Consider the following 11,822-nt stretch of genomic DNA (forward strand, 5'->3'; position numbering starts at 1 on the left):
GCGAATAGACGAATGTCATCGACGATCCCGCTGACGCTCAAGCGAACGGCTTTCGCCATAGGCGTCGCAACCGCCTTCGGACATGCCGTTCCTGCCCTTGCGCAGACGGCGGTCTCCCAGGCGCACATGCACGATCAGGCCGCATCGGGCGACGTGGAGATGCAACCCATGCAACCCGTCGCACCGACCTCAACGGCATCTCCGGTGCCGCCGCTCACGGACGCGGATCGCAACGCCGTATTCCATGGCGGGCACATGCACGATATGGGCGACGCGCAGATCAACTACCTGGTGCTGTTCGACAAACTGGAGTGGCAACACGCCGGCGGCGGCAACGCGTTGAATTGGGAAGGGACAGCCTGGGTGGGCGGCGATATCGACCGCTTATGGATCCGTTCCGAAGGCAAGCGGACGGAACACGGATTGGAGGACGCGGAGGTTCAGGCGCTTTGGGGCCATGCGATCAGTCCATGGTGGGATGTGGTCGGTGGCGTTCGCCACGACTTCAAGCCGGGACGGTCCCAGACGTGGGCCGCGTTAGGCCTGCAGGGACTCGCGCTGTACAACTTCGACGTGGAGGCAACCGCCTATGTCGGGCAGGCCGGACAGACCGCCGCCAGGCTGGAGGGCAAGTACGAGTTGCTGATTACCAACCGCCTGGTGCTTCAGCCGACTGCGGAAATCAATATCTACGGCAGGAACGATGCGAGCCGGGGCATCGGTGCGGGCCTGTCGTCCACCTCGCTCGGCTTGCGCCTGCGATATGAACTCGATCGCCAGTTCGCCCCTTATATCGGCGTGAACTGGGACCGAAGCTACGGAAATACGGCGCGTTTCGCAGAACAAGAGGGCCAGCGACGCAGCGAAGTGTCCTTTGTCGCTGGCGTTCGCGCCTGGTTCTGATGTCGATGTTCGTGCACTCGACGCACGACGTTCGTTCCCCTTTTTGTCCCCCCAATTACCCGCGGAGTTACCGATGAATCTTCGACACGTTGCCTCTCGTCTCGTGGTGATCGCCACCACGGCGGCCCTTGCCTCGGTCGCCTATGCGCATCCCAAGCTGTTGTCCTCGACGCCGCACGACAACGCCGAAGGCGCTTCCCCCGAAAAGATCGAGCTGCATTTTTCCGAGAACCTGATGACTCAATTTTCCGGCGCGGCGCTCGTCATGACGGGCATGCCTGGCATGTCCAGCCATGCGCCGATGCGCGTTGCCGCGAAGGTGTCGGGCAGCGACGATCCCAAGGTCATGGTCATCGCGCCGTCGCAACCCCTGCCGGCCGGCACCTATCGCGTCGATTGGCGCGCCATTTCTTCCGACACGCATCCGGTGACCGGGAAGCTCATGTTCACGGTGAAGTGATTGGCATGGATGGTTGGGTCAACATCGCGGTCCGGTTCGCGCTCTACCTGGATCTCATGCTGCTTTTTGGATTGCCGCTCTTCGGCCTTTACGCATTGCGGCGCCATGAACGACATTCCCCGTATTTCGTGAGGCCGCTGCGCGCGCTGCTCGCGACGCTGGTTGCCATCGGCGTTGCGTTGTCTGTTGGCGGCATGATCGTGATGGGCAAAGCCATGACCGGGGCGTCCGATTACACCTCGATCGGGGCGCACGCGATGTCGATGCTGATTTCCGGTACGGCCTTCGGGGCGGCGTGGCTGGTTCGCGTCGCCGCCCTGGGGGCATGTCTTGCTGCCTTGCTCGCCCTGGCACGCCGCCCTACGACCGCGCTTGCTGTGGCGACTGTCTCGGGTGGGATTGCGCTGATTACGCTTGCCTGGGGTGGCCACGGGGTGATGGACGAGGGAGACAAAGGCGTCCTCCACCTCACGTCCGACGTTTTCCACCTCGTTGCCGCCGCCGGATGGGTAGGCGCATTGACGGCCTTTGGGCTGCTACTGCGCGTCAATCATGCCACGCCGAAAGCGCGCATCGCGCTGTTGAGCCGAACGCTGAATAGTTTTGCGGTCGTCGGCGCCATGATCGTCGTGACGCTCGTCGCCACCGGACTGGTCAACTACGGCATGATCGTCGGTCCCACGTTGAGTGGTCTGTTCACCACCTCCTATGGACAGTTGCTCGTCGTGAAGCTGGCGCTCTTTGGCCTGATGCTTGGCCTCGCGGCCGCGAATCGCTACCATCTGGCGCCTTTGCTCGAGATCCGGGTACAAAGCGGGGATTACCAGGGGGCGATATACGCTCTGCGCCGAAGTCTCTTTATCGAAGCCAACGCGGCCACAGCAATTCTCGCCGTGGTCGCGGCGCTCGGCACGTTGAGCCCCGAATGAACGGGACGAAGGTCAGGCATGGGCGCCCGATGCCCAAGCCCGACATGGGATAATGCCTCGCTTGCGGCTGACGCGCACCCACTGCCCGTGCGGGATCGGCCGCGTGTCCGCCCATTTCTTATATGCGCATACTTATAGTCGAAGACGAGCCCAAAATGGCCACCTACCTCAGGAAAGGCCTGACGGAGGCAAGCTATACGGTCGACACAGCGAACAACGGCAAAGACGCCCTGTTCCTTGCGCTGCACGAAGATTTCGATCTGATCGTCCTTGACGTCATGCTCCCCGAACTGGATGGCTTCGAAGTGCTCAAGCGCCTGCGGATGCAAAAGCCCACGCCAGTGCTTCTGCTGACCGCGCGAGACACCGTGGATGACAAGGTGACCGGTCTGGAGCTGGGCGCCGACGACTACCTATCGAAGCCGTTCGCCTATGCCGAATTCCTGGCGCGGATCCGATCGCTCCTGAGACGTGCTCCGCGTAGCGTGCGAGACACACTGCTCATTGCAGATCTGGAGATCGACCTTATCAAGCGCCGTGTCCGCAGGGGGCAGTTGCGGGTCGAGCTCACGGCGCAGGAATTCTCTCTGCTCCAGTTGCTCGCTGAGCGCCAGGGCGAGGTTCTGACGCGAACGTTCATCACCTCGCAGATATGGGACATGAACTTCGACAGCGACACGAACGTCGTTGATGTCGCCGTCAAGCGGCTGCGAGCCAAGATCGACAGCACATTCGAGAACAAGCTGCTGCACACGGTTCGTGGTATGGGCTACGTACTCGAGGATCGTTCGTGAGCGTGGACGGCAGGCCCTACTCCCTGCTGCGTCGTCTCACGGTGGCGTTTTCGACGGTCGCCATTACCGTATTCGCCCTGGTGGGCACGTTCCTCTATGATTCGTTGGCAACGGAGCTGCAGCGGCGCGACGACATCGAAATTACCGGCAAGCTGAACCAGTTCCTCCAGCTCATTCGCGATCAGGGTTCGACGGCGGCGATACGGTCTAATCCCACGCTCTTCCACGAGGTGCTGCTGTCCCACCCCGGGGTTTATCTCGGCATCTTTGACGAGACGAACATGCCGCTGGTGGAACACTCGGACGCGGAGGCGGTGGACCTGTTGCCGATTGCGACGTCGCACCACGCGTTTGGCGTGGCCTATACGTGCGAGCCCGCCGGGATCGGCCTGTCGCGATGTATCTCCGGGCAGGAGGTGTTGCCAGGGGGCGACACGGTTCGCGTCTCGCTCGTGCGCACCGCGTCCGATCGCCGATCGCTCCTCGACAGATACCGCATTGACGTACTTCTCGCGATGGCCGCAGGGGCGGTGCTGGTCGGCATATTGGGGTATGCCGTTACCAGACGCGGGTTCCGGCCGATCAGGAGCATCGGTCGCCAGACCTCTCGTATCGAAGCGCATAACCTTGGCGAGCGACTCGACATTCGGGGCGCACCGCTGGAACTTCAGGACATCGCACTTTCCGTCAATCGGATGCTGGACCGGCTGGAACGTGCGTTTGTGAGACTTTCGCAATTCTCGTCCGATCTCGCGCACGACATGCGCACGCCACTTGCCAACGTCATCAGCTCGTCGCAAATCACGTTATCGCGCACGCGCACGATCGAAGAATATGAGGCGCTGATCGACTCCAACATCGAAGAATGCGAGCGGCTCCAACGCATGACCGAGAATATGCTGTTCCTCGCTCGCACCGACAATGCCACACAGCACTTGGCGCTCGGCATGCTCGATGCGCAAAGCGAACTGCGCAGGCTCGCGTCTTACTTTCAGGGGTTGGCGGAGGAGGCTGGCGTGGACATCGCGGTCGAGGCAGACGCCCGCATCTGGGCGGACGCGGGCATGTTTCGCCGTGCCGTGAGCAACCTTGTGTCAAACGCGCTGACGCATGCCGCTGCCGGCACCGCGATTACGCTTTGTGCACGTGAATCCACGCGCCAGACCATCGTCAGCGTGACGAACCACGGGGAGTGTATTGCCCCCGAGCATATCGAGAAAATCTTCGAGCGCTTCTATCGCGTCGATCCGTCTCGCCACGGATCTGCGAAAAACACGGGGCTCGGCCTGGCGATCGTCAAATCCATCGTGGAACTTCACCGCGGCAAGGTCGATGTCGTGAGCTCGGAGGGCAAAACCACCTTCATCTTGCTATTTCCGCGCCAACCGAGCGCATAGCGCCGCTCCCTCACCCTGTTACAAGACCACGGGCTTGTCGCTCAGCTCGTTCTTGCCGACGCCTTGTGCCGGGAAGTGTTGCCGCAGATGCTGATCAATGGACTCGACGCCGGCGATGACACCGGCTTCGTATTCGCCTTTCCGAAAAGCGGCTTCCATCTGCCGGCACACGGCGCTCCATTCTCGCGCCCCGACTTTTTGATGGATGCCGCGATCCGCCACGATCTCCACGCTGCGGTCCGCCAGTAGCAGGTAAATCAGAACGCCAGTGTTGTGTTCGGTATCCCATAGGCGCTGCTGGGAGAACACTTCGATGGCACGTTCGCGGGCGGTGAGCCCCTTGAGCAATCCGGCCCAGCTCAGCGCCCCCTCCACGACGAAGCAGAGTTGACCGATATGGCTGGCTTCGCCCGCCGAGATGGCCCGCTCGATCTCCTGCAGCGCCTTGCGCGGGAAGGTTTGTCCGACTTTCCAGTGCGTCATCAGCAGGTGTCGCCCCATGCGCCGAAAGTTTGGCATCACCATTTCCCCGAGGCGCCGCCGCCGCCGAATCCACCGCCGCCGCCACCGAAGCCGCCTCGCCCTGACCCGCCGAAGCCGCCCATGCCGCCGATCCCCCTGAAACCGAGATGGGAGCCGCCAAACATCGTAAAGAGAAGTGCGATCGCGCCAGCGAGCACACCCAGGACGACGGTGCCGGACAGAATCCAGCCGATGACGCCGACAATACCCCCCGTGGCGACGGCGCCGGGACCCCGACCGAGGATCGACCGAAGCACGCCACCCAGGACGAGCGTCAGCACAAGCATTACAGGCAGGAGGGAGCGCGCCGAGCCGCTTCCCTCATCGCTGGCGCGCTTCGGCGGCGGTAGCGGCTCGCCGATGACAACACTCATGATCCGTTCGACGCCAGCACTCACGCCGCCATAGAAGTCAGCTTGCTCGAAACGTGGAACGATGTCCTCGTTGATGATCCGGTTGCTGATGGCGTCGGTGAGCACGCCCTCGAGACCGTAGCCGACCTCGATGCGCACTCGCCGGTCATCCTTGGCGACAATCAGCAGTACACCGTCATCCGTGCCGTTGCGCCCGAGCTTCCATTGTTCGACGACGCGGATGGAGTACTGCGCAATGTCTTCGGATTGCGTGGTCGGTACCATCAACACCCCGATCTGACTGCCCTTTGCGGCCTCGAAAGCTTGCAGCTTTTCCTCCAGGGCGGCCGTCTGTTCGCGGGTCAATGTGCCGGTCAGGTCGGTGACTCGGGCGGTCAATGGGGGAATGGCAACCTCGGCGCTTGCCCCAAGGAACAGGCAAAGCAGCAGCGCCGGAAACAAGCCTTTGACGGCCAGAAGCCATTTCACGTTGACCTCCCGGGGACGAACCTATTCACTATCGCCGCTCCCCACCCTCTCACATTGACGCGTGTCAAACGTCGGCATCGCCATGACGGAGATGGCGAGCGCCTCGGGCGAGCCACCCCATGCGACATGCGCCGCGACAGGCGAGATCGGGGCTTGACCTCCGTCAAGCGGTGCGCTTGGCGCACTGCCTATGATGAATGTGACCGCAAGATAGAAGGATCCCATGGAAACACGCCAACAGTTTTCCCTTTGGTACGTGCTCGCGGCCGTCACGGCGATGCTGATCCTTCAGAGCGTCATTACCCCTTCGGACGTCGAGACGCTGCCGTACAGCGATTTCAAGGTGCTATTGAAGGCGGGCAAGCTCAATAACATTACGCTCGGCGAAGGCGCCATCACGGGGACGCTAAATGCCGATGGCATCGAGAATCTTCTCCCCAAACCCCAGGCTGACGCGATGCAGCGTCAGGGAAAGGGCGAGCATGCCTTTTCGACGATCCGCGTCAATGACCCCGCCTTGGTCCAGGAACTCGAAGCGGCAAAGGTGCGCTTCGTCGGGCAGGCCGACAACAAGTGGATCGGCGCAGTGCTGTCCTGGATTGTCCCCGCTGCGCTGTTCTTTGCCTTCTGGACCTTCCTCATCAAGCGCGTCGGCGGCGCCGCGGGGGGCGTGATGGAGATCGGAAAGAGCAAGGCCAAGGTCTACATGCAGCAGGAGACGGGCGTGACTTTCGCCGATGTCGCCGGCATCGACGAAGCGAAGGAAGAACTCGCCGAAATCGTCAACTTCCTGAAAGATCCCGACCGCTACCGGCGCCTGGGAGGCAAGATTCCCAAGGGGGTGTTGCTGCTTGGCGCCCCCGGCACCGGCAAGACACTTCTGGCCAAGGCGGTCGCGGGCGAGGCGGCTGTCCCGTTCTTCAGCATCAGTGGCTCGGAGTTCGTGGAGATGTTTGTCGGCGTCGGGGCGGCGCGCGTTCGTGACCTCTTCAATCAGGCCGAGACCAAGGCCCCCTGCATCATCTTCATCGATGAACTCGACGCGCTCGGCAAGACCCGTGCCCTGGGCACCTTTACCGGCAACGACGAACGCGAGCAGACGCTGAACCAGTTGTTGGTCGAGATGGATGGCTTCGATACCAACAAGGGCGTCATCATCATGGCTGCAACCAACCGGCCTGAGATTCTGGACCCGGCGCTGTTGCGCCCCGGGCGCTTTGACCGCCATGTCGCGCTGGACCGCCCCGACCTCAAAGGCCGCGAGCAAATTCTCAAGGTTCACGTCAGGCACGTCGTCCTCGCCCCCACCGTCGAGTTGACCGTGCTCGCGGCGCGTACGCCCGGCTTCGCTGGCGCCGAACTCGCCAACCTCGTCAACGAGGCCGCGCTGCTGGCCGCGCGCAAGGGCAAGGATGCCGTGGAAATGGTCGACTTCGACGATGCGCTGGACCGCATCGTCGGTGGCCTGGAAAAGAAGAATCGCGTGATGAATCCACAGGAGAAGGAGACCATCGCCTACCACGAAGCCGGTCACGCCATTGTGGCGGAAATGCGTCCCCATGCCGACCGCGTGTCGAAGGTGTCCATCATTCCACGTGGCGTGTCGGCGCTCGGCTATACCCAGCAGACACCGACTGAGGATCGCTATCTGCTCAAGCAAAGTGAACTGCTCGACCGGCTCGATGTACTGCTCGGCGGACGCGTGGCTGAACAGATTGTTTTCGGCGACGTGTCCACCGGGGCCCAGAACGATCTGCAGCGCGCGACGGATATTGCGCGCCAGATGATTACGCAGTTCGGCATGAGCGAGCCGCTTGGGCTGGCCACTTACGAGGACATGCCGAATCCGCTCTTCAACGGCATCGGCATGGTGCCGCATGAGCGCAGGTCGTGCAGCGAGGAAACCGCGCGACTGATCGACTCTGAGGTTCGGACGATTCTGGCGCAGTCCAGCGCGCGGGTGCGACAAACGCTTCAGGCCTGTCGCCCCAAGCTCGACGCGTTGGCTAAACGCCTCCTTGTCCAGGAAGTGGTAGGCCGCAGCGAGCTTGAGCTCCTGCTGTCCGAGAAGGTGACTCAGCTATCGCCCACGAGGCCGACAGTGCCCGTGGTGTCAGTGCAGCGCGAATCAGGGCAACCGCATGAAGACGAAGACACACGATCATCCTGACGAGACGGAAGTCAGTTCCGTCACGGCGGACGACTACGAGCGGGAACTGCGTTTGCTGCAAATTGAACTGGTCAAGCTGCAGCGGCACTTCCTCAGTCATGTAAACGAAAGAATCCTGGTGATCTTTGAAGGCCGGGACGCCTCCGGGAAGGACGGCACCATCAAACGGATCGTCGAACATCTGAGCCCTCGGGAGACAAGCGTGGTCGCGCTTGGAAAGCCCTCCGACCGCGAACGTGGCTCGTGGTACTTCCAGCGGTACGTTGCCGAACTTCCCGCCCCTGGCGAATTCACGCTGTTCAATCGCAGTTGGTACAACCGCGCAGGCGTCGAGCACGTCATGGGGTTTTGCACCAAGACGGAGCATGAAGAATTCATGTCGAGCGTCGGGGCCTTTGAAGGCATGCTGGTGCGCTCGGGAATACGCCTTATCAAGTATTACCTCGACATCACCAAGGACGAACAGCAACGGCGCATTGCGTCGCGGCGTCGGGACCCCCTCAAGCAGTGGAAGGTCAGTCCCATCGATGAACAAGCGGTAGCGCTGTGGAAGAAGTACAGCAAGGCGAGAAACGAGATGTTTTCCCGTACGAACGACGGGGTGCCGTGGAATGTGGTCAGGGCCGACGACAAGCGGCTCGCGCGCCTCAATGTCATCAAGGACCTGCTCGCGCGCATGCACTACGCCGGCAAGGACACGAAGCTGATTCGTCCGAATCCGGACATCGTGTTTCCTTATGCCGAGGAGCATCTGCTGAGCGGCGCGATCGCGAAGTAATGCGGCGCCAGTGACGAACGCACGCCATGCGATGCGGTGAAGATCGGCATTACCCGCGTGGATCATCTTCCGCCCGCTCCAAACGCTCGCCGTGGCGGAATAGCAACGTGCTCTGATCGACGTGGGCGTCCGCGCCCCCGGCAATTCAGTCTATGAGCGAAAACACCCGCAGACGTTTGGGTCACCTGTCGATAAAGTGTCGGCCAACTGACTTGCAAAGCGTCCGCCGTTCGTGGCGCGCCATCGCGATGCCGCGCTCCCAAAGTCAACCTCTTGTCCCCCACTGCCAGTCCTGGAGGTAGTCGTGCACCGTTTTACCCTGAACACCAAACTGTTGTTGGCCTTGGGCCTGATGTGGATCAGCCTGCTGGTCATTTGCGCCTGGGGCTCGATCAATACGCGTCAGACCATGTTCGCGGAGCGCGAACTCGGCCTCAAGAACGTCGTGGATTCCGCGACCAGCGTGATTAAAAGATATGCAGATGCTGCCGAAAAAGGCACGCTCACCAAAGCCGAAGCGCAGCGCGATGCGATCGCCGAAGTGCGCGCCATGCGCTTTGGCGACAGTGGCTATCTCTCCATTTCCGACACCCACGCGAATGTGGTGATGCATCCCATCAAGCCGGAATTGGATGGCAAGAACCTCTCCGACTTCAAAGATTCGTCGGGCCAATACGTGTTCCGGGAGATCTCCAACGTCGGCCGGGCCGGAGGGGGGTACTTCACTTACCAATGGCCGAAGCCTGGTCACGATAAGCCGGTTGGCAAGATCAGCCGTGTCGGATACTTCGCGCCGTGGGACTGGTGTATTACCGGCGGAGTCTACACCGACGACATCAACGACGCGTTTTACCGCTCTCTCGCCGAATGGGCCGGACTGCTGGTAGTGCTCGGCGCCATTGTCTCGGCGGCGATGTTGTTGATCATTCGCAACATCAAGAAGAGCCTGGGCGGCGAGCCGCACTACGCCGTCGAGATTGCCGGGCGCATCGCCCAGGGCGATCTCGCCATGACGATTGAGACGCAACCGGGCGACACCACCAGCCTGCTTGCCGCCATGCGCGCCATGCAGGAAAGCCTCTCGTCCACGGTCGACCGTATTCGCGGCGGTACCGAATCGATCACGTCGGCCGCACGCCAGATCGCCGCCGGCAACACCGATCTGTCGGCGCGCACCGAAGAACAGGCGGCGTCGTTGGAGGAAACGGCATCGTCCATGGAGCAACTCACCGCCACGGTCAAGCAGAATGCCGACAATGCGCGGCAGGCCAGCGCGCTGGCGGTGAATGCCTCGGAAATCGCAGAGCGCGGCGGAAATGTCGTCGGCCAGGTCGTCGGCACGATGCACGGCATCTCAGACAGTTCCGGCAAGGTCGTCGATATCATCAGCGTGATCGACGGTATCGCGTTCCAGACGAACATTCTCGCGCTGAACGCCGCAGTGGAAGCGGCGCGCGCCGGCGAGCAAGGCCGCGGCTTCGCCGTAGTGGCCGGCGAAGTCCGAACCCTGGCCCAACGCAGCGCTGCCGCCGCCAAGGAAATCAAGGCGTTGATCGAGAGTTCCGCTCAGCAAGTGCGCGAAGGCTCGGTGCTGGTCGGGCAAGCGGGCCAGACCATGACGGACATCGTCCAGGCGGTGAAGCGAGTCACCGACATCATGGGCGAGATCTCCGCCGCCTCCAGCGAGCAAAGCCGGGGCATCGAACAGGTCAACCGTGCCGTTACGCAGATGGATGAGGTAACGCAACAGAATGCCGCCCTGGTCGAAGAGGCTGCCGCCGCCGCCTCGTCCATGGAGGAGCAAGCAACGCGCCTGCAAGAGGCGGTAACCGAGTTCCAGATCGCGGCTGCACCCGCACCCGCAGCGCAGCGAATCACCGAGCGCCCCTATCTGGTCGGCGAAAAAAGGCTGGCAGCGTGAGGCCGGAGGTCGTCCAGGCAAGCTCGCCCTGCCACTACTCGAGTTTGAAACTCAGCTTTGCGGTGATTCGATAGTTGACGATCTTGCCGTCGGCCACCTCGGCCGAAAAGTCCTCGATGTAGATGGATTTGACATCGCGAAGGGACTTTTGGGCCGCGGCGACGGCTTTCACCGCGGCATCCTCCCAACTCTTGGGGGATTCGGCGAGCACTTCGATAACTTTGACGATATTTTTTGACATGACGGCTCTCGCAAAGGTGCATGGCAGCTCGTGGGATGTCTCCCGGCCAAGGTGCGCGACTGCCATGAGCCAAGCATGGTCGCTGGTGCATCTGCCGTGTTGACCGATGTCAAACGCATCCGCTCGCCGCTTCCCCGCCCAGCAACGCCAGCGACACGCACGCGCGTTATCCCGTCACCATCGGATGGCCCACCGTCTGGGCCAGCACCGGTATCTCATCTTCGTTGAGCGACATGGCGTTGGCCAGCATTCGATGATTCAACCAGCCACGCACGACGCACGCCAGTCCGGCTGACGCACAGTACAGCGACACGTTCTGCGCAATCGCGCCGACGGCGATGCCGGCGAACGAATCCCGTTGTGACTGAGGAAACGCGTCGGCGCGCGCGTGATTGACCACGTACACCAGATCAAGCGGCGCCCGACCGACAAAGTCCTGGTAGCCGGTGAGATTGCGCGCATCGACGGCATGCTTGAGGCGCAGTTGGTGCGACGCCGGGTCATAGCGATATACGCCCTCGGGCAGGGCGACGTACACGTCGATCTCGTTCACGCCGCGCGCCGACGGCGCAGTGCGCCCGCCGGTATCGGCGCGATTGACGCCGTCCGCCGCCCACAGCAGATCGCCGAGTTGCTGGCGGGAAAGCGCGGTCGGCGCAAAGTCTCGCACGCTCTTGCGACGTGCCAGCGACATCATCAAGCTGGCGCCGCCTTCGAGACTCGGCGGCGGCAGCGATATGAGCGGCAGCGACTCACTGGCGAGCGGAACAGGAGATGCATTGCGCACGACGGCGTACGCAGGAAGCTTGGCCTCATTCATCGTGGGAACCCTCGAAAGACCGATGGCGGGCGGTCATGCCCGGCT

The 11,822-nt window shown here is 62.1% G+C and carries 12 protein-coding genes; 8 read left to right on the plus strand and 4 right to left on the minus strand.

Going from position 1 to position 11,822, the window contains the following annotated elements; genetic code table 11:
* Positions 1-12 precede the first annotated feature (12 nt).
* From PCE31106_RS22150 to PCE31106_RS22170, 5 genes are all read left to right on the plus strand, one after another.
* The gene (locus PCE31106_RS22150) at positions 13-903 is read left to right on the plus strand and encodes a copper resistance protein B (protein WP_254441261.1); all 891 of its coding nucleotides are present in this window, start codon (positions 13-15) and stop codon (positions 901-903) included.
* A gap of 73 nt (positions 904-976) precedes the next feature.
* Positions 977-1,363 carry a copper homeostasis periplasmic binding protein CopC gene (gene copC, locus PCE31106_RS22155; protein ID WP_150564689.1) on the plus strand — a complete coding sequence of 129 codons (387 nt, stop codon included), beginning with the start codon at positions 977-979 and terminating at the stop codon, positions 1,361-1,363.
* A gap of 5 nt (positions 1,364-1,368) precedes the next feature.
* A complete protein-coding gene (gene copD, locus PCE31106_RS22160; protein WP_150564690.1) occupies positions 1,369-2,292 on the plus strand; it encodes a copper homeostasis membrane protein CopD in 924 nt (307 codons plus the stop codon).
* Positions 2,293-2,414: 122 nt separating this feature from the next.
* The gene (locus tag PCE31106_RS22165) at positions 2,415-3,086 is read left to right on the plus strand and encodes a heavy metal response regulator transcription factor (protein WP_150549854.1); all 672 of its coding nucleotides are present in this window, start codon (positions 2,415-2,417) and stop codon (positions 3,084-3,086) included.
* 2 nt (positions 3,087-3,088) lie between these two features.
* Positions 3,089-4,483, plus strand: coding sequence for a heavy metal sensor histidine kinase (locus PCE31106_RS22170; RefSeq protein ID WP_150564716.1), 1,395 nt, complete (start codon positions 3,089-3,091; stop codon positions 4,481-4,483).
* Between the two features lie 18 nt (positions 4,484-4,501).
* On the opposite strand, the gene PCE31106_RS22175 is transcribed toward PCE31106_RS22170, so the two are convergent.
* Both PCE31106_RS22175 and PCE31106_RS22180 read right to left on the minus strand, forming a co-directional pair.
* Positions 4,502-5,008, minus strand: coding sequence for a TPM domain-containing protein (locus PCE31106_RS22175; RefSeq protein ID WP_217425923.1), 507 nt, complete (start codon positions 5,006-5,008; stop codon positions 4,502-4,504).
* On the minus strand, positions 5,002-5,847 hold the full coding sequence (locus PCE31106_RS22180) for a TPM domain-containing protein (protein WP_150564691.1): 846 nt from the start codon (positions 5,845-5,847) through the stop codon (positions 5,002-5,004). Before PCE31106_RS22180 ends, PCE31106_RS22175 begins: the two co-directional genes overlap by 7 nt.
* Before the next feature lie 223 nt (positions 5,848-6,070).
* Here PCE31106_RS22180 and ftsH point away from each other — a divergent pair, with 223 nt between their 5' ends.
* The 3 genes from ftsH to PCE31106_RS22195 all read left to right on the plus strand — a co-directional run bounded on the left by ftsH (position 6,071) and on the right by PCE31106_RS22195 (position 10,716).
* Entirely contained in the window at positions 6,071-8,017 is a 1,947-nt protein-coding gene (gene ftsH / locus PCE31106_RS22185; RefSeq protein WP_150564692.1) for an ATP-dependent zinc metalloprotease FtsH, read from the plus strand.
* Entirely contained in the window at positions 7,989-8,795 is an 807-nt protein-coding gene (ppk2, locus tag PCE31106_RS22190; protein ID WP_150564693.1) for a polyphosphate kinase 2, read from the plus strand. Before ftsH ends, ppk2 begins: the two co-directional genes overlap by 29 nt.
* A gap of 304 nt (positions 8,796-9,099) precedes the next feature.
* Positions 9,100-10,716, plus strand: a complete 1,617-nt coding sequence (locus PCE31106_RS22195; protein WP_150564718.1) for a methyl-accepting chemotaxis protein — start codon at positions 9,100-9,102, stop codon at positions 10,714-10,716.
* A gap of 34 nt (positions 10,717-10,750) precedes the next feature.
* Here PCE31106_RS22195 and PCE31106_RS22200 read toward each other — a convergent pair whose 3' ends face one another.
* On the minus strand, positions 10,751-10,957 hold the full coding sequence (locus PCE31106_RS22200) for a dodecin family protein (RefSeq protein ID WP_150564694.1): 207 nt from the start codon (positions 10,955-10,957) through the stop codon (positions 10,751-10,753).
* Between the two features lie 166 nt (positions 10,958-11,123).
* Positions 11,124-11,777 (minus strand): nitroreductase family protein, encoded by a 654-nt coding sequence (locus PCE31106_RS22205; RefSeq protein ID WP_150564695.1) that lies wholly within the window; start codon positions 11,775-11,777, stop codon positions 11,124-11,126.
* Positions 11,778-11,822: the final 45 nt, after the last annotated feature.

Source organism: Pandoraea cepalis (assembly GCF_902459665.1).
In the GTDB taxonomy this organism is placed as follows: domain Bacteria; phylum Pseudomonadota; class Gammaproteobacteria; order Burkholderiales; family Burkholderiaceae; genus Pandoraea; species Pandoraea cepalis.

What these genes read in the sequence shown, in the direction of transcription:
- PCE31106_RS22150 (WP_254441261.1), top strand. Translation starts at nt 13, where the DNA reads ATGTCATCGACGATCCCGCTGACGCTCAAGCGAACGGCTTTCGCCATA.
- copC (WP_150564689.1), top strand. Translation starts at nt 977, where the DNA reads ATGAATCTTCGACACGTTGCCTCTCGTCTCGTGGTGATCGCCACCACG.
- copD (WP_150564690.1), top strand. Translation starts at nt 1,369, where the DNA reads ATGGATGGTTGGGTCAACATCGCGGTCCGGTTCGCGCTCTACCTGGAT.
- PCE31106_RS22165 (WP_150549854.1), top strand. Translation starts at nt 2,415, where the DNA reads ATGCGCATACTTATAGTCGAAGACGAGCCCAAAATGGCCACCTACCTC.
- PCE31106_RS22175 (WP_217425923.1), bottom strand. Translation starts at nt 5,008, where the DNA reads ATGGTGATGCCAAACTTTCGGCGCATGGGGCGACACCTGCTGATGACG.
- ftsH (WP_150564692.1), top strand. Translation starts at nt 6,071, where the DNA reads ATGGAAACACGCCAACAGTTTTCCCTTTGGTACGTGCTCGCGGCCGTC.
- ppk2 (WP_150564693.1), top strand. Translation starts at nt 7,989, where the DNA reads ATGAAGACGAAGACACACGATCATCCTGACGAGACGGAAGTCAGTTCC.
- PCE31106_RS22200 (WP_150564694.1), bottom strand. Translation starts at nt 10,957, where the DNA reads ATGTCAAAAAATATCGTCAAAGTTATCGAAGTGCTCGCCGAATCCCCC.
- PCE31106_RS22205 (WP_150564695.1), bottom strand. Translation starts at nt 11,777, where the DNA reads ATGAATGAGGCCAAGCTTCCTGCGTACGCCGTCGTGCGCAATGCATCT.